The organism is Eubacterium sp. AF16-48 (genome assembly GCF_003479405.1).
Lineage (GTDB): Bacteria > Bacillota > Clostridia > Lachnospirales > Lachnospiraceae > Eubacterium_G > Eubacterium_G segne.
Window position 1 is genome coordinate 240,138 of the sequence record NZ_QUHB01000003.1, and the last position, 21,153, is coordinate 261,290.

At 35.7% G+C, this 21,153-nt stretch carries 16 protein-coding genes; 14 read left to right on the plus strand and 2 right to left on the minus strand.

Translation table 11 applies throughout. The features are described from left to right. Positions 1 to 12: 12 nt before the first annotated feature. The 4 genes from DWW68_RS05525 to DWW68_RS05540 all read left to right on the plus strand — a co-directional run bounded on the left by DWW68_RS05525 (position 13) and on the right by DWW68_RS05540 (position 5,404). Positions 13 to 1,254: an N-acetylmuramoyl-L-alanine amidase gene (locus DWW68_RS05525; protein ID WP_158576814.1), complete on the plus strand. Its 1,242-nt coding sequence runs from the start codon at positions 13 to 15 to the stop codon at positions 1,252 to 1,254. Positions 1,255 to 1,293: 39 nt separating this feature from the next. Continuing rightward, the gene (locus DWW68_RS05530) at positions 1,294 to 2,991 is read left to right on the plus strand and encodes an ABC transporter ATP-binding protein (protein ID WP_118589035.1); all 1,698 of its coding nucleotides are present in this window, start codon (positions 1,294 to 1,296) and stop codon (positions 2,989 to 2,991) included. Positions 2,992 to 3,157: 166 nt separating this feature from the next. Continuing rightward, on the plus strand, positions 3,158 to 4,129 hold the full coding sequence (locus tag DWW68_RS05535) for a glycosyltransferase family 2 protein (protein WP_021952491.1): 972 nt from the start codon (positions 3,158 to 3,160) through the stop codon (positions 4,127 to 4,129). 12 nt (positions 4,130 to 4,141) lie between these two features. Next, positions 4,142 to 5,404 carry a nucleotidyltransferase family protein gene (locus tag DWW68_RS05540; protein WP_021952490.1) on the plus strand — a complete coding sequence of 421 codons (1,263 nt, stop codon included), beginning with the start codon at positions 4,142 to 4,144 and terminating at the stop codon, positions 5,402 to 5,404. 162 nt (positions 5,405 to 5,566) lie between these two features. Here the strand turns inward: DWW68_RS05540 and nth are convergent, their stop codons facing one another. Further along, positions 5,567 to 6,199, minus strand: coding sequence for an endonuclease III (nth, locus tag DWW68_RS05545; protein WP_118589034.1), 633 nt, complete (start codon positions 6,197 to 6,199; stop codon positions 5,567 to 5,569). 117 nt (positions 6,200 to 6,316) lie between these two features. On the opposite strand from nth, the gene DWW68_RS05550 reads away from it, so the two are divergent. Then, positions 6,317 to 7,240 carry a hypothetical protein gene (locus DWW68_RS05550; protein WP_021952488.1) on the plus strand — a complete coding sequence of 308 codons (924 nt, stop codon included), beginning with the start codon at positions 6,317 to 6,319 and terminating at the stop codon, positions 7,238 to 7,240. 632 nt (positions 7,241 to 7,872) lie between these two features. On the opposite strand, the gene DWW68_RS05555 is transcribed toward DWW68_RS05550, so the two are convergent. Next, positions 7,873 to 8,847, minus strand: a complete 975-nt coding sequence (locus DWW68_RS05555) for a biotin--[acetyl-CoA-carboxylase] ligase (protein WP_021952487.1) — start codon at positions 8,845 to 8,847, stop codon at positions 7,873 to 7,875. A gap of 166 nt (positions 8,848 to 9,013) precedes the next feature. Between DWW68_RS05555 and DWW68_RS05560 the strand changes: the two genes are divergently transcribed. From DWW68_RS05560 to DWW68_RS05600, 9 genes are all read left to right on the plus strand, one after another. Further along, on the plus strand, positions 9,014 to 9,583 hold the full coding sequence (locus DWW68_RS05560) for a biotin transporter BioY (RefSeq protein ID WP_021952486.1): 570 nt from the start codon (positions 9,014 to 9,016) through the stop codon (positions 9,581 to 9,583). Positions 9,584 to 9,725: 142 nt separating this feature from the next. Next, positions 9,726 to 12,701, plus strand: a complete 2,976-nt coding sequence (locus tag DWW68_RS05565; protein ID WP_118589033.1) for an insulinase family protein — start codon at positions 9,726 to 9,728, stop codon at positions 12,699 to 12,701. Positions 12,702 to 12,711: 10 nt separating this feature from the next. Beyond that, on the plus strand, positions 12,712 to 13,626 hold the full coding sequence (era, locus tag DWW68_RS05570) for a GTPase Era (RefSeq protein WP_118589032.1): 915 nt from the start codon (positions 12,712 to 12,714) through the stop codon (positions 13,624 to 13,626). A 143-nt stretch (positions 13,627 to 13,769) separates the two neighbouring features. Then, a complete protein-coding gene (locus DWW68_RS05575; RefSeq protein WP_021952482.1) occupies positions 13,770 to 13,964 on the plus strand; it encodes a hypothetical protein in 195 nt (64 codons plus the stop codon). After that, the gene (recO, locus tag DWW68_RS05580) at positions 13,909 to 14,640 is read left to right on the plus strand and encodes a DNA repair protein RecO (RefSeq protein WP_021952481.1); all 732 of its coding nucleotides are present in this window, start codon (positions 13,909 to 13,911) and stop codon (positions 14,638 to 14,640) included. The genes DWW68_RS05575 and recO overlap by 56 nt, the downstream gene beginning before the upstream one ends. Positions 14,641 to 14,748: 108 nt before the next feature. After that, positions 14,749 to 15,384: a hypothetical protein gene (locus DWW68_RS05585; protein ID WP_118589031.1), complete on the plus strand. Its 636-nt coding sequence runs from the start codon at positions 14,749 to 14,751 to the stop codon at positions 15,382 to 15,384. Between the two features lie 56 nt (positions 15,385 to 15,440). Further along, positions 15,441 to 16,838, plus strand: coding sequence for a glycine--tRNA ligase (locus DWW68_RS05590; RefSeq protein ID WP_021952479.1), 1,398 nt, complete (start codon positions 15,441 to 15,443; stop codon positions 16,836 to 16,838). A 563-nt stretch (positions 16,839 to 17,401) separates the two neighbouring features. Further along, on the plus strand, positions 17,402 to 20,035 hold the full coding sequence (gene ppdK / locus DWW68_RS05595) for a pyruvate, phosphate dikinase (RefSeq protein ID WP_118589030.1): 2,634 nt from the start codon (positions 17,402 to 17,404) through the stop codon (positions 20,033 to 20,035). A gap of 672 nt (positions 20,036 to 20,707) precedes the next feature. Then, positions 20,708 to 21,153, plus strand: a 446-nt coding sequence (locus tag DWW68_RS05600; RefSeq protein WP_118594975.1) for an NUDIX domain-containing protein, incomplete at its 3' end; no start/stop codon positions are given.

The following is a 21,153-nucleotide window of genomic DNA, read 5'->3' on the forward strand; positions in this document are numbered from 1 at the left end:
GATAAGGCTAAAATGAGAAAGTTAGTAAAAATAATAGCACTTGTAGCTGCAATATCAGCTATTTATGGAGGAGTTCAAAATACATATACTGCATATGCAAATGAAACAGAAAGAGGAACAGCAGAGGAAACTACAGCAGTTATTCCGGAAGAGACTACCAAAAATCCGGAAAATAATTCTAAGATACCAAAGGAAAGTATTATTTCTAAAATATCTCCATCTAAATCTAAAACAGTGGTTTTAGACCCGGGACATTGTAGTGTACATACAGGAGCAAAGGCAAACGGATTAAGGGAAGAAAAAGTAGTTCTTGACATAGCAAATGCCTGCAGGGATGAATTAAATAAATATGAAAATATAAATGTATATATGACAAGAGATACAGGAAGATGCTGCAGCGCCCTTAAGTTAGGGGATTGTCTTGTGGCAAGAAATAATTATGCATTGCGTTTAGATGCCGACTTTCTAGTTAGTATGCATATTAATGCAGATGATAATCCTCACAGAAACGGAGCCATGATTCTTCCGGCATATAGGTCTGGATACAATGATAATGTGCGAATTGAAACTCAGGCATTAGGCAGACAGGTTTTGGCTAATTTAAAGGATTTGGGCATAAAGAATCTGGGACTTTTACTGAGAAAGGCAGATGACATGTATTACGGTAACGGTGCCAGGGCAGACTATTATTCCATAGTAAGAAACGGAGTAAAAACTAAAATCCCAAGCATAATTATTGAACATGGATTTGTTACCAGCAAATCAGACTGTGAAAAGTTTTTTAGCACCAAGGCAAAAAGAGAAATGTTAGGTGTGGCAGATGCCAATGCCATTGTATCATATTATGGTTTAAACCCTATTCAAAACAAGGGAAGGTTTGTAAAGGAAAATGGTGCCACATATTATGTTACGGAAGATGGTAAGAAAGTAAAAGGCTGGGTAAAGCATAACAGCAAATGGTATTATTTTAGCAAGAACAACGGAAAAATGAGAAAAGGTTTTATTTCAGTAGATAAGAAGAAATATTATCTGTCAGGAAGTAACGGTGCTTTAAGAACTGGTTGGATTAAGGTAAAGGGATACAGATATTTGACAAAGGGAGATGGTTCCGTAATAAGAAATCAGGCTTACAGTGACAGTGTAAAAACATACCTTTTTAGCAAAACAGGAAAGAAGTACACAAAGGGAAGACATAGAATTAAAGGAAAAATGTATTATATAAATAAGAGAACAGGTACGGTTATTAACAGATAAATTACATTCGCCTGTCTTATAAATGTTAAGGAGAGATTAATGAAAAAACATAATATATCTCAGGTAAAAGGTGAAGCAAAATGGATGCTGAAATATGCGAAACACTATTGGGGAGCAATTTTACTTTATTGTGTGTTAGGTGTTTTGGCAACTGTTATGGGATTAGCAGGAAGTGTAATGAGTAAATACCTGATTGACATTGTAACAGGGTACGATACAAAGGCAATAGGATGGGTTGTTTCCCTGATGATTGCCATGGGTATAGGAAATATCGTGTTAAATGCCATAACCAGTAGGGCAACGGTTTTAATCAGTACCAAAGTATATAATGAAATTCAGGCAGAAATTTACGACAGGGTAATGGAAGCTGATTGGGAATCGCTGTATGAATATAGAAGCGGTGACTTAATAAACAGGCTTACAGGAGATGTGAAAACTGTTTCAGACAGTGTTATCAGCTGGTTTCCCAGTCTTATTACCAAGGGGGCACAGTTTTTAGGAGCGTTGGTTATTATTTTATATTATGACCCTACTATGGCAGTTATTGCATTACTTAGCGCACCGGTTTCAGTGCTAATGTCCAGGGTGATTTTGTCAAAAATGAGAAAATACAGTCAGGAACTTAGAAAAGCAAGTAGTGAAGTTATTACATATCAGGAAGATTCTTTTCAGAATATACAGACAATTAAATGTTTTGGAATAGTGGATTTTTTTGAAAAAGGGATGAGAAATGTACAGCAAAAATATAAGGATTTAATGATGGATTACAATAAAATGTCCATAACCGCCACAAGTCTCTTATCTTTTACGGGAATGTTGGTATCTTACGGATGTTTGGGCTGGGGAGTATACAGATTGTGGAAGGGTGCCATTATATTTGGAACCCTTACATTGTTTATACAGCTGGCAAACAGTTTGTCCTCCTCGTTTTCTTCTTTAATATCATTAGTTCCTCAGGCGGTATCAGCTACCACCAGTGCAGGAAGAATTATGTCAGTATCTGAAATTAAGCCGGAGCCGGTGATTGAGGAAGAAACTGCACAAAAAATAAAGGAAAACAGTTCTAAGGGATTGGAAATCAGAATAGAAAATATTGATTTTACGTATAAGGGTGGTGAAAAGGTTTTATCTAATGTAAACCTTTTGGCAAAGTCAGGAAATATTGTGGCAATAGTAGGTCCTTCAGGAGAGGGAAAAACAACTATAATGCGAATAATTTTAGGACTTATAAATCCACAATCCGGAAAAAGTGTTATGAGGGATAATTTAGGAAATGAATGTGCTCTCTCCGCTGCTACAAGGGAAATGTTTTCGTATGTACCTCAGGGCAATACAATTTTTGCCGATACCATTGTCAAGAATATGAGAATGGTTAAAAATGATGCAACAGACGAAGAAATAATAGCAGCTCTTAAAACTGCCTGTGCCTATGATTTCGTAAAAAAACTGCCGGAGGGCATAAATACCATAATCGGTGAAAACGGGCAGGGACTTTCAGAAGGTCAGGCACAGCGAATTTCAATAGCCCGTGCAGTTCTCAGAGATGCACCGGTAATACTGTTAGATGAAGCTACTTCTGCATTGGATGTGGATACCGAGGAAAAGGTTCTTAAAAATATAATAAAAAAGGACAGCAAGAAAATATGTATTGTAACAACCCACAGACCAAGTGTTTTGGATATTTGTGAGAGGGTTTACAGGATAAATAAGACAAATTTTGAGGAAATTAAAAAATAAAAATGTTGCAAAAAGACAAATTATATCATAAAACTTTACTTTTTTTTTTCACCGGTGGTAATATCAGGTAAATAAGAAAGTTTAACGTTAAACTCATATCGGATTAAATCACGTGAAAAGTTAATTAAAAAGTAGATTCAGTATCATTAGCAGACTGGAGAAAACAATGGAGAGTATTACGGTTTTTACACCTACATATAATCGTGGAAATATAATTAAAAGATTATATTGCTCATTAAAAAAACAGACGTGCAAAGATTTTGTGTGGCTTGTTGTTGATGACGGCTCCACTGATAGCACTGAGAAACTTATAAAAAAGTGGCAGCTGGAAAATGAAATAAAGATAGAATATTTGAAGCAGGACAACTTAGGAAAGTCTATGGCTCATAACAAGGCTGTGGAAATGACAACAACGGAAATATTTATGTGTCTTGATTCAAATGATGTTATTACCCCAAATGCCATTGAAATGGTACTTAAATGTTGGGAAAAAGTTAAACTGAATGAAAACATTGTAGGTATTATGTCACAGAAAAAAGTTCAGTTTAAAGATATAAAAAGGGAAATGAAGGTTAAACAACTGCCGGGTTATATCAAAATAAAACATGATAAAAAGCCTGGAGGAAAAGCTTTTAATGACAGGTATTACATTGAGAAAGAAAAAGCAAATGATGGCTACGTTGAGACTACTTTAGGGGAGGCATACAGGAAGTTTGGCTTAAAAGGGGAGGCTATGCTGGTATTTAGAACAACAGAAGTTAAGAAGTATCAGTTTCCTAAAATTCAAAAGGAAAAATTTGTACCCGAGGCATACTTATATAATTTAATAGACAGGGACGGAAAACTTGTGGTATTAAACAGGACGTTGTGTGTACACAGATATCAGATGGATGGGTATACATTTAATATGTCAAAACTTATTAAAAATAATCCAAAGGGTTATCTGTTATATGTTAATCAGAAAATAAATAGTGATTATACATTTAGGTCGTTATTTTTTGATTATATAAGATATATTTCAGTAGCAGGAATTGCAGGGGAGAAGGATGTAATAAAGAAAGCACACAACAAGATTGTTGCGTTAATGGCATACCCCTTTGGTGTGATATTTTATTTGTTAAGGTATAAGAGAGTTTAAAAGAGGTGTCACATGATAAGTCCTGATAGTAAAATCTTTATGGATGCCGTTAAAGGAGCCCTTGGGACAGATGGTGAAAACATAGAGATAAATATTAATAAAAAAGAGCAGCTTATTGAAGTATTAAATATGGCAAGGGAACAGAGTATGCTCCCTATTGTGTGCGATTTTATTGCCGGTACCAACAGCTACGAAAGATTTCAAAAAGAGATTGCACCTTATAAAAGACAGACCATTTTGCTTATGATATCCCAGACTCAGAGGACAAGCTTTTTCTTTGAAATTTATAAAAAGTTATTACAAAATGAAATTAAACCGGTGGTGGTTAAGGGAATTGTTCTTAGAAATCTTTATCCTAAGCCGGATTGTAGATATTCAAATGATGAAGATTTGCTTATTGATAAAGAAGATTTTATGAAATGCCATGAAATCTTAAAAAAAGAAGGCTTTATATGTGAAAATGACGTGGAGAATATGGACAAAAAAAAGATTCCGTATGAAGTAGCTTATTATAATTCGATCACGAAAGTAAGAATAGAGATACATACTGGCTTGTTGCCATCTGACAATAACGCTTTTAAAGGTCTTAATAACAGATTTAAAAAAGCAGTGGATAAGGCGGAGAAGAGAGAGGCGGGAACAGGATGGGTATGGACTCTTAATGAAACAGATCATTTTCTGTTTTTACTAAGTCATAGTTACAAACATTTTATATATTGCGGTTTTGGAGTACGTCAGCTGTGCGATTTGCTGATATTTGCCCAAAAATATAATTCCTTAATTAATTGGGATTATGTGGAAACTGTGGCACAGGAAAACAGATTATATAGATTCCTTATCAATTTATTTGATATAGGTGACAGATATTTAGGCTTTAACAGCAGCGAGATTCCTTTAAAAGACAGACAGTTAATTGTGGCAGACAGTGAAAATCTTTTAGTGGATATGCTTGATTCAGGAACTTTTGGTAAAAGCAGTATGGGAAGGATACATAGCTCAAAAATCACCATAAGTGCTGCAAATAAAGGCTTTTCAGAGAAAAATAAAAAAGTACGGCTTTCCATAAAAAGCTCTTTATTTCCGTCTAAGTCATATATGAAGCAGAAATATCAGTATTTGCAAAAGAGAAGTTATTTATTGCCGGTTGCGTATTGTCACAGAATAATAAGGTATTTGAAACAGAGAAAAACACAAAGCAGATATTCTAAAGAAATAGACAGTATAGCAATGGGAAAGAAAAGAATGGAACTTATGCGTCAGTATGGAGTTTTATGAGAAAATAAGTTATTTAAATTTATTAGGAGGAAAGGGATAATGAAAGTGCAAAAAGATTAAAAATAAAAAAGTAACAATAAAAAATAATAATTAATCAATAAAATAACCGGTAAGGTGTGACATATTTTTGATATGTATATACTTTACCGGTTTTCATTTAAGTTAAATCCTTTTTTTACAAATATCATTTAGGCAACATCTGTTGCAGTGAGGAGTGGTTCTGGCAGTACATACTTCCCTGCCATGATACACAAGACGGTGACAAAAGTCGCTGCCTTCTTCGCCGGGAATGATTTTCCAAAGTGCCATTTCAACTTTTTTCGGTTCCTTTATTCCATCCACTAATCCCATACGGTTGGTAAGTCGGATGCAATGGGTATCTGTAACAATGGCAGGCTTCCCATAAACATCACCCATTATAAGATTAGCACTTTTACGGCCAACTCCCGGAAGCTTCAACAAATCCTCCATATTGTCAGGTACCTTGCAATCAAAGTCATCTCTCAACATTTTCATGCAAAGATTTATATCCCGGGCTTTACTTTTCCCTAATCCACAGGGACGGACTATTTTTTCTATTTCTTCTACAGGGGCTTCAGCAATAGCATCAATAGTAGGATATTTTTTATATAAATCAGGGACGATTTTATTTACCCGCTCATCAGTGCACTGGGCAGCAAGACGGACGCTTATTAAAAGCTTCCATGCATCCTTATAGTCTAAGGTACAGGAGGCATCAGGATATTCCTTTTTTAAACGATTAATAATTTCCAAAGCAAGCTGTTTTTTTGTCATTTTTTTAATCCTTTCAAATATATCATTTACATATTATAGCATATTTTTTCTTGCTACACATTGATTTAGTGATATAATATTTCTATAAGTTTGAACGGAGACAAGGAGGATACTAAAATGGAGAATAATATAGAAAAATCCTGTGTGGAATTTTCTACATCACAGATGCTTAAATGGATGGAATATGTTGCAGATATGCAGGGGGTAACACCTGAAAAAATCAAGCTTCTTAATACTTGCGGAAAAAGGAGAAATGTTCTTGCAACAATAGCAACTCATAAGAGAATTTTAATTTTTGCTGATGAAACTCATCCTAATATGTTATATAAATGCTGGGAAGCAGGCTATGGTGACTATGAAATGTATTTTGGAAAGGGATATGAGCCTGGAGAAATGAAGCACTGTAAGGTAAGCGACATGATGGATGATGAGTTGTCAGGTCCTACGGTTATTTTCATTGTTAATGAAAATACCAGAGAATCAATGATTTTTGGAATAAAAAATGAAAACTTCTCATCAGGTACCGTTAAATATGTAGGTCACGAAATAAGGTCTGTTATTATGAATAAGTTAGAGCTGGATGTTAGTGACACAGCCCTTATTGTAAGTGGTGAAAGTATAGTAATAGAGGCTTCAATGGTGGCATATGAAGGAGTAATTATTGCAGCAGAAAGAGATGCAGGTTCCCTTCGCTCCATGGAAGAGAATGCGTCTAAGTTTGGAGTTCACAATGTTGAAATCGTTTCTGACTTAAAGGTGGAAACATTGGAGAAGCTTCCGGTGCCAAGAATTGCATTTATAGTAGCAACAAAGCAGGATATTGAAAGTGATATTGTAAACTTATTAAAAATTAATCCAAACATTAAGATTATTGTTTATACCTTAGAACTTGATATATTAGCAGACATTAAATACTTAATGAAAAAACATGGAGTTAATGTTACGGAAGTAATGCAGATATCAGTTTCAAAAACAGACAAAAACAGTATTTTTGTTGCACAGCCGTCACCTTGGATGATAACCGGAGAGGTTACGCAATGAAATAAACATAAAAAATATAAAAATGGCACAAAATATATTGACATCACATATACAAAATGTTAACATACATATAACGATATGAGGCAACACGGGCAACGTATTATTCAAAACATATGTCAGGTATGGATTTGCGCACATAATTTCACATACTAATGTACATATGCTTCCTTATGTTTTAGGCGTGTATTGCCCTATCAGTTATATTGTGAACAGGGGGTGGAAATATGGATTTAAATTTCAAGTCCGGATTTTTCTGACGATGACGTGTTAACATGACGTTATGTCAAAAGAGCTATGGTATTTCCCGGAAGTATCCAGGGATTATACTTTTATTTTTTAATTTGTCATATTGAAACTTAGACGGTATTCTGTCAGCCATTTCGACAGGCTATGTCGGAGAATGTGTAAAAATACTTCCTTGATATAGAGCCTATGGCTTTTGTTATATTCAACAGTTCTATATCTTTAACACCTTATATATATTTATAGTGTATACATATTAATTTCATACTAAGTGTCTTATTGTATGGTAGGGCATATTATTGACAGAAAAGGTCCAAAGTTTTACCGGTATGGTTTTAGGTAATTAAATCCGTACCGGTATTTTGTATTTAGCCTTAAAGGTAGCTGATTTATTTGATTTTAATGCTTACTTCCCCGGATGAAAGCCATTTCTCGCTACCATCTTCATATTCTACCTTTAATCGGCAGTCTCTGTCGATTTCTTTGGCAGTAACAGGTATTTTATCATCACCGTTTACAATATAGATTCTTCGTCCAATAAGCATGGAACGTTTAATGTATTCATCCACGTAGGATTTTTTGTCAAAATTTTCATAATAGTCCATAAAATAATCCAAAAGATGGGCTATAAGGATACTTCTTTTATTAACCGTATCGGTATTGCTGTCAAAAACCGCAGTGGCTATATCATTAATGTTATCAGGAAATCCACCGTCAGGATAGCAAATGTTAATTCCTATTCCTACAATGGCATAATCTAATTTTCCCGTTTCAATATTAAAGGAAGCTTCAGTTAATATTCCACAAACTTTTTTATCAGATATATATATATCATTAACCCATTTAATGTCAGCTTTTTTATCTGAAACATCTTCAATGGCTTTGGCAGTGGCAACGGCAGCAGAAGTAGTAAGAAACAGTGATTCCCCTGCCGGAATGTCAGGGCGGACTAAAATGCTTAAATATATTCCGGTTTTTGATGGAGAATAAAAATTCTTTCCCATGCGCCCTTTTCCGGCAGTCTGTTCCTGAGAAATTATTACGGTTCCGTGAGGTGCCCCCTGAGCTGCCTGCTCCTTTAAAACATCATTAGTGGACGAAATTGTGTCATATACAGTTATGTTAAGGCCGTCGTGGTTTAAATGCTGCTTTATGCTCCAGGATGAAAGAATGTCATTATCCATGTTAAGACAATATCCTTTATTAGGAACAGCAGAAATACGGTATCCACTTTTCTCTAAGGACTTAATTGCCTTCCATACGGCATTTCTGCTGACACCTAATGCAGCTGCCAGTTCACTGCCTGAAAAATAAGTTCCTTTATTATCTTCTAATTGTTTTAATACCTGATCTTTTACCTTCATGTTCGCCTCCAAAAGCAAGTTGTAATGCATTAAGTATAGCATTTTATTAATTTAAAAACAATAAAGCTGGAAAGAAATGTGAACCTAAAAAATAAAATGGTTGACAAATAGAACTATATGAAATAAAATTGTGACGTTTGAATAATAAAAAAGAGAGGATAAAAATATGCAGACACAAAAAGAAAAGTTGTTTTCAACACAAAACATGGTTTTAATAGCAATATTTACGGCTTTAATAGTAGTATGTTCATGGATAAGAGTTCCGGTTCAGCCGGTTCCATTTACCCTTCAGACATTTGCAGTTTTCGTAACTGCCGGATTGCTGGGGTCAAAGAGAGGAACAATCTCAGTTATAGTTTACATACTGTTAGGAATTATAGGCGTTCCGGTTTTTGCAGGTCAGGTAAAATCAGGACCGTCAGTTATAGCAGGACCAACAGGGGGATATATTGTGGGATTTATATTTACGGCAATTGTTACAGGATTAATTGTTGAAAAAGCTGCTAACAAATTAGAGGGAGTGGCAAAAATCGCAGTTACCGCATTAGCAATGCTTGTAGGAGATGTAATATGTTTTGCCATAGGAACAATATGGTTCATGATTTTAATGAAAAACGGATTAGTTGCAACATTGGGACTTTGCGTATTCCCATACATAATACCTGATATAATTAAAATAATTGTTGCAGTAATAATTGTAGACAGAATGAAAAAATATGTAAGATATTTTGATTAATTTTAAATAGGTTTTAAAAAGCTGCTGCTTTGGTGATATGAAATCATCAGGCAGCAGCTTTTCTTATGGATAGATAAGTTAAATTATGGTAATATAGATATTGTAGGTCTTTAATGATTTTGGGGGAGACTTATATATTTTTATGAAAGGTAAGAAAAGAATGTTTAAAGATTTTATTGAAAAAAATAAATCCATATACGAAAAAGATGCATATGAAGTAGTGATAAATAAGTATATTGAAGAAATTAATTCTGATGCATGGCTTTTAAAACATAAAAAAACCGGGGCGAGAATTGTATTATTGTCAAATGAGGATGACAACAAGGTTTTTAACATAGGCTTCAGAACACCGGTAAACAATGACACAGGTGTGCCTCATATTATAGAACATACGGTTTTATGTGGCTCAAAAAATTTCCCTTTAAGAGATCCTTTTATGGAACTGGTAAAGGGGTCACTTAATACATTTCTTAATGCCATGACTTATCCTGACAGAACGGTATATCCGGTGGCAAGCTACAATGATAAGGATTTTAAAAATCTTATGCACATATATATGGATGCGGTTTTTAATCCAAATATTTATAAAACAGATAAAATTTTCAAACAGGAAGGCTGGCATTATGAGCTTAATGACGAAAATGAGCCTTTAGAAATTAACGGCATTGTTTACAATGAAATGAAGGGTGTGTATTCATCTATAGACGGAATTGCTTCCCGTGTAACAGCTCAATCATTGTTCCCGGATACAACATATCAGTATGAATCCGGTGGCGACCCGGAGCATATTCCGGAGCTTACTTATGAGGAATATCTTGATTTCCATAGAAGATATTATCATCCGTCAAACAGCTTTATTTATCTCTACGGCGACATGGATATGAGTGAAAGATTGGACTGGATTGATGAAAATTATCTTGGAAAATATGACAAATTGGACATTGATTCTAGTATTGAACATCAAAGTTCGTTTGATAAAACATATGAGATTGTAAAGGAATATGCCATTTCCGATAATGAAATAGAAGAAGAAAGTGCAATGCTTACATCAAATTATGTTATAGGAGACAACCTTGACGCAAAACTTATGCTGGCGTTTAAGGTACTTAAATATGCAATAATGGATATAGAGGGAGCTCCACTTAAACAGGCAATTATAGATGCAGGTATTGGAAAGGCAGTGACAGGCTCTATGGATGACGACATACTTCAGCCTGTATACAGCATTGTGGTAAAGGGTGCTAATAAGGATGACAAGGACAGGTTCCTTCAGGTAGTTCAGGACACATTAGAGAAAATCGTAGAAAATGGCATTGATAAAACAACACTTCTTGCAGGTCTTAACAGCATTGAGTTTGACACAAAGGAATCTGATTTTGGAAGCATTCCAAAGGGACTTATGTGGGGACTGGATGTTATGGCAAGCTGGATTTATGATGATGAGAAACCATTTATTCACTTAGAGACAAACAAAATTTTTGATGAGTTAAGAAAGAATATTGAAGGTAATTATTTTGAAGAACTTCTTACGAAATATCTTATAAATAATACACATCATTCTGTAGTGGTTCTGGCACCGAAAAAGGGGCTTACAGAGGAAAAAGAATCTAGGTTAATGGAAAGTCTTCAGGCAAAAAAGGCAGGTTTGTCTAAGGAAGAGATTGAGAAGATAATTACTGAAACCCGTGAATTAGAGGAGTTTCAAAAGACACCATCTACTCAGGAAGAATTAGAAACTATTCCTCTTTTGGAGATTTCAGACATTAATAAAAATCCGAGACCTCTTATTAGTAAAAAAAGTCAGGTGGAAAATATCCCGGTGCTTCACAGTGATATTTTTACTAACGGTATCGGATATGTGGATATAGCCTTTGACTGCTCACGGATGCCTGAAAAGTACCACCAATACATTGGTCTTTTGAAGTATCTTTTAACATACATGGATACAGACAGAGACTATATGGAATTAAATATGGATATAGATTTGAATTTAGGTGGTCTGGCCTTTGACACAGGTTTATATGTAAGTCAAAGTGAGAATAAAATTAAATTAAACACTGAAATTCACTTCAAGGCTCTTAATGAGAATATTAAGATTGCATATGAAATCATTAACGAAGTAATTTTGAAAACAAAGTTTGACAATGAGAAGCGTCTTAAAGAATTACTTGAAGAGTTAAAACTTAGAATGAACAGAAGAATAGTAAGCAGTGGTGACAGTGTGGCAAGGCTTAGGGCAATGTCATATTATTCAAAGGCATATTATTTAAGAGACCAAATCGCTGGACTGGCATTTTATGAGTTTATAAGTGACATTGTTGATAATTTTAATGAGAAAAAAGATAAAGTTATAGCAATGCTTTATGACACTGTGAAAAAAGTGTTTGTTAAGGATAATATGATTCTTAACTTTGCAGGTGATGGCGAAAACTTTGAAAAAGTAAAAGAATATACTGTAGACCTTAAGAAAAATATGTTTGACAGTTCAGATGATTTTAAGGAGCAGTTTGACGGCTGGAAGTTTGTTCCACAGCAGAAAAACGAGGCCATTGTAACATCAGGTCAGGTTCAATATGTAACCATGGCAGGAAATTATAATGACGAAGGTGAGAAGGAAGAGTACGATGGAAGCTTTTTTGTTCTGGGAAATATTATGAGAAATAAATATTTATGGAATAATATCAGGGAAAAAGGCGGAGCATACGGATGTAATTGTGTTATTGGAAAAACAGGAGACGGTTTCTTTAGCTCATACAGGGATCCGAAGCTTAAGGAGTCAGTTGAGGTATATAAGAAGGCACCTGAATTTATAGAAAATTTCAACGTGGATGAGCGTGAAATGCGCAAGTATATTATCGGCACAATCAGTCTTCTTGATACACCACTAAATGCAGCTGATATAAGCGGAAGGGAATTTACTAATTATATGGCAGGGGTGCCCTACGAGTCCCTTTGTAAAACAAGACTTAAGGTTTTGGCAACAACACCGGAGGACATAAGAAATCTTGCACCAAAGGTTAAAAAGATAATAGACAGAAACAATATCTGCGTTGTGGGAAGCAAAAGTGCCATAGAAGGTTCTAGGGAGTTATTTAAGGAAATTAAAGAATTAAGATAAGAGGTATAAAATGGATTCAGGAAAGAATACAAAGTTTAAATCGGGTTTTGTGGCACTTATTGGAAGACCAAATGTTGGAAAGTCAACATTAATGAATCAGATTATCGGACAGAAGATTGCCATAACATCAAATAAACCACAGACTACAAGAAATAAAATTCAGACTGTTTATACATGTGATGAAGGTCAGATTGTATTTTTAGACACACCGGGTATTCACAAGGCGAAAAACAAGCTTGGAGAGTATATGGTAAATGTGGCTGAAAAAACATTAAAGGAAGTTGATTTAATTATGTGGCTGGTGGAACCGGACACCTTTATTGGAGCAGGGGAACAGCATATTGCCCAGCAACTTAAAGGAATAGGAGTTCCGGTTATCCTTGTTATTAACAAGACAGACACCGTAAAACAGGAAGAGATTCTTACATTTATAGATGCATATAGAAAAATATATGATTTTGATGAAATAATACCTGCATCAGCCCTAAGAGGCAAAAATGTTGATGTTGTTATTGAACAGATTTTCAAATATCTGCCGGAAGGCCCACAGTATTATGATGAAGATACAGTGACAGACCAGCCTATGAGACAAATCGTGGCGGAGTTAATCAGGGAGAAAGCTCTTCATGCATTAAATGAAGAAGTCCCTCACGGAATTGCCGTTACTATTGAAAAAATGAAGAAGCGTACAAAGACTGACATTGTGGATATTGAGGCAACAATAATATGTGAAAGAGAATCACACAAGGGCATTATTATTGGCAAAAAAGGCAGCATGTTAAAGAAAATCGGAACAAATGCCAGATATGAAATAGAAAAACAGCTGGAAATGAAAGTAAATCTTCAGCTTTGGGTAAAGGTTAGAAAAGATTGGCGTGACAGCGAACTTCTTATGAAAAATTACGGTTATATAAATGAGAAGTAGTTGTTAAATGAATTAACAATTGGTCTTTCCAGTTTTTTCTTTGAAGAAATCAGTATACAAATAATCTCATGGGAGAACCTAATCTTATCACTTAAACAGGTGAAAAAAGCAATTTGATAATTGCAGTATTACGGAGGGATAAGATGGATAATTTAAACAGTTGGAAGGTTTTTGAAGCAACAGGTAAGATTGAAGATTATTTGAAATATGCTGATGAGAGAAGAATAAATAAAGCACGGGAAAGCTTTATTGCAAGGATAAAGGACACAGAAGGAAAAGAAGATGGTAGAAACAGTAACGGCGCTGGGGATGGTAATATCTTCAATGGCTATAGGTGAATACGATAAGAGATTAGTTATAATTACAAAGGAATTTGGAAAAATAACAGCTTTCGCCCGTGGCGCAAGAAAACCTAACAGTCCGTTTCTAGGAGGAAGCCAGCCTATGGCTTTTGGTGAATTTACCTTATACCGGGGACGGAACGCCTATACGGTTACTGGAATGAAAATTAGCGATTATTTCAGCAATTCCATGACAGACATTGACAGCATGTACATGGGAATGTATTTTCTTGAACTGGCAGGATACTATGGAAGAGAAGGAATAGAGGCCTCTGAAACTTTAAAACTTTTATATATGGCAATGAAAGCTTTAACTAAAAACAGGATTCCTGTTGACTTAATACGTTGTATATATGAGCTTAAAACCTTGGTTATAAACGGAGAGTACCCCAACGTTTTCTCCTGTGGTAATTGTGGAGAGAAGCAGGAACTTGATTATTTTGATATAAACCGTAATACAATGGTATGTAAAAAGTGTCACGGAAAGGTACCGGATAATGAGATAATAACAGATTCCACGGTGTATGCACTGCAATTTATTGTAGTTACTCCTGTAGATAAATTGTTTTCCTTTACAGTTACAGATATAGTTTTGAAACAGCTAAAACATATTATTGGTTCATACATGGATAAAGTGATAGACAAAAAGTTCAATTCGTTGGAATTTTTGTAAATTTTTTATGCAAAATATGTATTGAAATAATGGTGGTTTGCGTTTAAAATTGTAATCTAGGTGATACTGTTTATAAGGTATTTGCCAAATATCAGGAGGAATGAACAGATGAAGCATATTAACAAAAAGTTAGCAGCTCTTTTTCTTGTGCTGGTGGTAGCTGTTGGAGCTACGGCGTGTGGAAGCACAATAGGTGATATGGATATTGCCAAGGGCGAGAGTGCAGTTTACATACAGGAAGATGGAAAGGTATCTTACGGTGTTGCGGAAAAGTTTGACAAGGACTATTACGACGAAAGTAAGCTTGAAGATACCATAAACAAAGAGGTGGCAGATTATAACGACGGGAATAAAGCTTCCGTGAAAAATGCCATTACGGTAGATACATTCAAGGTTAAAAGCGATGTGGCAACATTAGTTCTTGAATTTGCTACAACATATGATTTTTCAACTTACATTAAAGAATACAATAAGGTTGAAAGCAATGAGTTTTTCATGGGAAAGATAGCGGACAATTCTGATTGCAAAATAAAAGGTGATTTTACTTCACCGGATAAGAAAAAAGATGCCACAACCAAGGAAATCAAGGCTATGGAAGATGCCAATATCCTTATTATTAAAGGAAAATATAAGGTTCAGTTAGATGAGGATGTTAAGTATATCAGTTCAAATTGCAGTGTGGATGATGATGGAATAGTAACCACTGATGATTCTGATGAAAATTTAAGTTATATTGTATATTAAAAATAATACTGAAAGTATTTGATAAAATCTAAATTATATTAAGGAGAGATGTAATAATGGAAAAGACAATGGATAAGATAGTTGCATTGGCAAAAAGCAGAGGATTTGTATATCCGGGATCAGAAATTTACGGAGGTCTTGCTAATACATGGGACTACGGAAATCTTGGAGTTGAACTTAAAAACAATGTAAAAAAGGCGTGGTGGAAGAAGTTTGTTCAGGAAAATCCATACAATGTAGGTGTTGATTGTGCTATTCTTATGAACCCACAGACATGGGTTGCATCAGGACATTTAGGAGGATTCTCAGACCCGTTAATGGATTGTAAGGAATGTCATGAAAGATTCAGAGCTGACAAGCTTATTGAAGATTATATGGATGAGCATGGTATCCAGGCTGAAGAGTCTATTGATGCATGGTCTCATGAACAGATGGCTTCATACATAGAAGATAATAATATTTGCTGTCCATCCTGTGGAAAGCATAATTTTACAGATATACGTGAATTTAACCTTATGTTTAAGACATTTCAGGGAGTTACTGAGGATGCAAAGAATACAGTATACTTAAGACCTGAAACAGCACAGGGTATTTTCGTAAACTTTAAGAACGTTCAAAGAACATCAAGAAAGAAAATTCCATTTGGTATCGGACAGATTGGTAAGTCTTTCAGAAATGAAATTACACCGGGTAACTTCACTTTCAGAACAAGAGAATTTGAACAGATGGAACTTGAATTTTTCTGTGAACCGGGAACAGACCTTGACTGGTTCCAGTATTGGAGAGGTTTCTGCCGTGACTGGTTATTAAACCTTGGTATTAAAGAAGATGAAATGAGACTTAGAGATCATTCACCTGAAGAATTATGTTTCTACTCAAAAGGAACAACTGATATTGAATTTTTATTCCCATTTGGATGGGGAGAACTTTGGGGCATTGCAGACAGAACAGATTATGACCTTACTCAGCATCAGAATTTATCAAAAGAAGATTTAACATATTTTGATGATGAAAAGCATGAAAGATATGTTCCATACGTTATCGAGCCGTCACTTGGTGCAGATAGAGTCACATTGGCATTCCTTTGCTCAGCATATGACGAGGAGAACATCGGTACAGAAGAAAAACCGGATATGAGAACTGTGTTACATTTCCATCCGGCTATTGCACCTGTAAAGATTGGTGTACTTCCATTGTCAAAGAAGTTAAACGAAGGAGCAGAAAAAGTATTCGCACAGCTTAGCAAGTATTATAACTGCGAATTTGATGACAGAGGAGCAATTGGAAAGAGATATCGTCGTCAGGATGAAATAGGAACACCGTTCTGTGTAACATATGATTTTGATTCAGAAGAAGACGGTGCCGTAACAGTTCGTGACAGAGATACAATGAAGCAGGAAAGAATAAAAATTGAAGACCTTAAGGCATACTTTGAGGAGAAAATGGATTTCTAATCAGATATAAATTAATCTAATCAAACGGGAAAGAACTTGGAAGGTTTTGGAAATATTTTGAAAAGAGGTATTTTCATGGAACCGATAATGCGAGTAGTGCAGACTGCATAGGGCTCAAAGGAGTTTTGGAAGGAATTAGACCCGTATGAATTAAGAGATTATTATAGTTTCCGAATGAATACAGTGGTTGTGGTTCAAAGCGAACTAAGCAGAGTACACAAACTGGCAGTTACAGTTGACGGAAAAAGAATTAATACAGAAGTACCTCCACACTCAATAACAACATTTATTGTGGAGACAGATAAGAATTTTATTAGGAAAAACCTATGGCTTTTAAACTAAAAACAGCGTTCTCTCTTGACTATAAGGCGCTGTATGTTATAATTGTTCCGTAGGTGCTAGTGCGCCCTTTTTCTGCGTGACTACATAGAAAGAGACATTTATTGAACATATTTTATCCGGAAAACAGGGCAACACCAAAAATCGATTGTATGAGCTGGTAAGGAATGCCATTCTACAGCTCATGACATACAATACTTATTATTTATTAGGAGGAAGAACAGATGGCAAACAAATGGGTGTACCTTTTTAGCGAAGGTAATGCTAACATGCGTGAGCTCCTCGGTGGTAAAGGTGCAAACCTTGCAGAAATGACAGGTTTAGGTCTTCCTGTACCACAGGGATTCACAATCACAACAGAAGCTTGTACTCAGTATTATGAGGACGGAAGAGAAATCAATGATGAAATCCAGGGACAGATTAACGAATACATCGTTAAAATGGAAGAAATCACAGGTAAGAAGTTCGGAGATAAGGAAAATCCTCTCCTCGTATCTGTTCGTTCAGGAGCTAGAGCTTCTATGCCGGGTATGATGGATACTATCCTTAACCTTGGTCTTAACGAGACAGTTGTTAATACAATTGCTGAAAAGTCAGGAAATGCTCGTTGGGCTTGGGACTGCTACAGAAGATTTATTCAGATGTATTCTGACGTAGTTATGGAAGTTGGTAAGAAATACTTTGAAGAACTTATCGACAAGATGAAAGCTGATAGAGGTGTTCAGCAGGACGTAGAACTCACAGCTGATGACTTAAAGGAATTAGCAGCACAGTTCAAGGCTGAATACAAAGAAAAAATCGGTGAAGACTTCCCAGATGATCCTAAGGAACAGTTAATGGGAGCTATTAAGGCCGTATTTAGATCATGGGACAACCCACGTGCTAACGTTTACCGTCGTGACAACGATATCCCTTATTCATGGGGAACAGCTGTTAACGTACAGTCAATGGCATTTGGTAACATGGGTGATGACTGTGGTACAGGTGTTGCATTTACAAGAGATCCAGCAACTGGTGAGAAGAAGCTTATGGGTGAGTTCTTAAAGAACGCTCAGGGTGAAGACGTTGTTGCCGGTGTTAGAACACCAATGCCAATCGCTCAGATGGAACAGGAATTCCCAGAAGCATTCGCTGACTTTGTAAAGGTTTGTGAAACACTTGAAAACCATTACAGAGATATGCAGGATATGGAATTTACAGTTGAAAACAGAAAATTATATATGTTACAGACAAGAAATGGTAAGAGAACAGCTCAGGCTGCTTTACAGATTGCTTGTGACCTTGTTGATGAAGGCATGAGAACAGAAGAAGAAGCTGTAGCTATGATCGATCCTAGAAACTTAGATACATTACTTCACCCACAGTTTGATGCTGCTGCTCTTAAGGCTGCTACACCAGCTGGTAAGGGACTTGGAGCTTCACCTGGAGCTGCTTGTGGTAAGGTTGTATTTACAGCTGATGATGCTGTTGAATGGAATGCTAAGGGAGAAAAGGTTGTTTTAGTTCGTCTTGAAACATCTCCTGAAGACATTACAGGAATGAAGGCTTCACAGGGTATCTTAACAGTACGTGGTGGTATGACATCTCACGCAGCCGTTGTTGCTCGTGGTATGGGTACATGCTGTGTATCAGGTTGTGGTGATATCGCTATGGACGAAGCTAACAAGAAGTTCACATTAGCTGGAAAAGAATATCACGAAGGAGATTACATCTCAATTGATGGTTCAACAGGTAACATTTACGATGGTATCATCCCTACAGTTGATGCTACAATCGCAGGCACATTTGGACGTATCATGGGATGGGCTGATAAATATAGAACACTTAAGGTTAGAACAAATGCTGATACACCAGCTGATGCTAAGAAAGCTAGAGAACTTGGTGCAGAAGGTATCGGTCTTTGCCGTACAGAGCATATGTTCTTTGAAGAAGACAGAATTGCAGCTTTCAGAGAAATGATTTGTTCAGATACAGTTGAAGAAAGAGAAGCAGCTCTTGAAAAGATTCTTCCATACCAGCAGGGAGATTTCGAAGCTCTTTATGAAGCTCTTGAAGGAAACCCAGTTACAATCAGATTCTTAGATCCACCTCTTCATGAATTCGTTCCTACAGAGGAAGATGATATTAAGAAACTTGCTGATGCTCAGGGTAAGACAGTAGAAGAAATCAAGACAATTATTTCTTCACTTCACGAATTCAACCCTATGATGGGACACAGAGGACTTCGTCTTGCAGTTACATATCCTGAAATTGCTAAGATGCAGACTAAGGCTGTTATCCGTGCTGCTATCAATGTACAGAAGAAGCACAGTGATTGGACAGTTAAACCTGAAATCATGATTCCATTGTCATGTGATGCTAAGGAATTAAAGTATGTTAAGGATATCGTAGTAGCAACAGCTGATGCTGAAATCGCAGCAGCAGGTGTTGAACTTGAATACCAGGTAGGTACAATGATCGAAATCCCTAGAGCAGCTCTTACAGCTGACGAAATCGCTAAGCAGGCAGACTTCTTCTGCTTCGGTACAAACGATTTAACACAGATGACATACGGATTCTCAAGAGATGATGCTGGTAAGTTCTTAGATGCTTACTATGATGCTAAGATCTTTGAAAATGATCCATTCGCTAAGTTAGATCAGGTTGGTGTTGGTAAGTTAATGGAAATGGCTATCAAACTTGGTAAGCCGGTTAACCCTAACCTTCACGTAGGTATCTGTGGAGAACATGGTGGAGATCCATCTTCAGTAGAATTCTGCCATAAGATTGGTCTTGATTATGTATCATGTTCACCATTCCGTGTACCAATTGCTAGATTAGCAGCAGCTCAGGCAGCTATCGCAGAAAGTGGGAAATAATCGTTTATGGTGTCAAAAGCCCCTAAACATCGGCAATTTCACAGTTTCTAAGGACTACTTGAAAGAGTACAAAAAGTTCGATAAAAACATGAAAAAAGCGGGTAAATGGGAAGACATCAACGTAACGATTACGGTTTGATAAAAATAATCAGGGAATCATACTTTTAAAGTATGGTTCCCTTTTTGTTATAGCGACGAGGCAAGTGGTCATCAGGCTTGCATGAATGAACATTTGCCGACCGCTAATCAGATGCGAGATATGCATAGCGTATCTCGTATCTGTTAAAAGAAGAAAAGTATTAATTCCAGGTTATCAAAAGTAGATTAAAAAATGAGGTTGGTTCTATTGCAAGATACGCATTTGTATATACAAATACATTCTTGTTAGGAAGAATCCTAAAACCTCCATATCTCAAATGTTGTATTGGCGGGTGCATCTGCTTTGAGGAGATGTCAATTGGACACAAATATTCTAAATAATTTGAACTGAAATTTTGTAATTGATAAAATAATGAAATATCAATTTGATTATAGATATGGTAGAATATAGCTGTATAAATGTTGAGCGAAATATAATAACACGAGTATGGCGTGATAAAACACTAATGGCACTGTGTATAAAATAGAAAATTGGGTAGATGATAAATTAAAATTTAGGGAGGTGAACATATATTGGCAAGAGCAAAATATCAGGTATTAGTCATTCCATATCATATTGAAAACGGCAATGTAAAATATTGCATATTTAAAAGAAATGATATGAAAGTATGGCAATTTATAGCAGGTGGTGGAGAAGATGAGGATGAAACTATAATAATATCTGCAAAACGAGAGGCATATGAAGAAGCAAACATAGGTATGGATTGTAAATATTCTGTGCTTGATACACAAAATAGCATACCAACATACTGTTTTAAAGAAGCAAGAAAAATATGGGGTGAAAATTGTTTGGTTATTCCTGAATATACATTTGCTGCTAGGATGAATACAACAATTTTGGAATTGTCTCAAGAGCATACAAAATATGAATGGGTTGATTATAAAACTGCATTAAAAAGACTTAGATATGATAGTAATAAAACTGCGTTATGGGAATTAGATAGTAAAATTAAATTAGG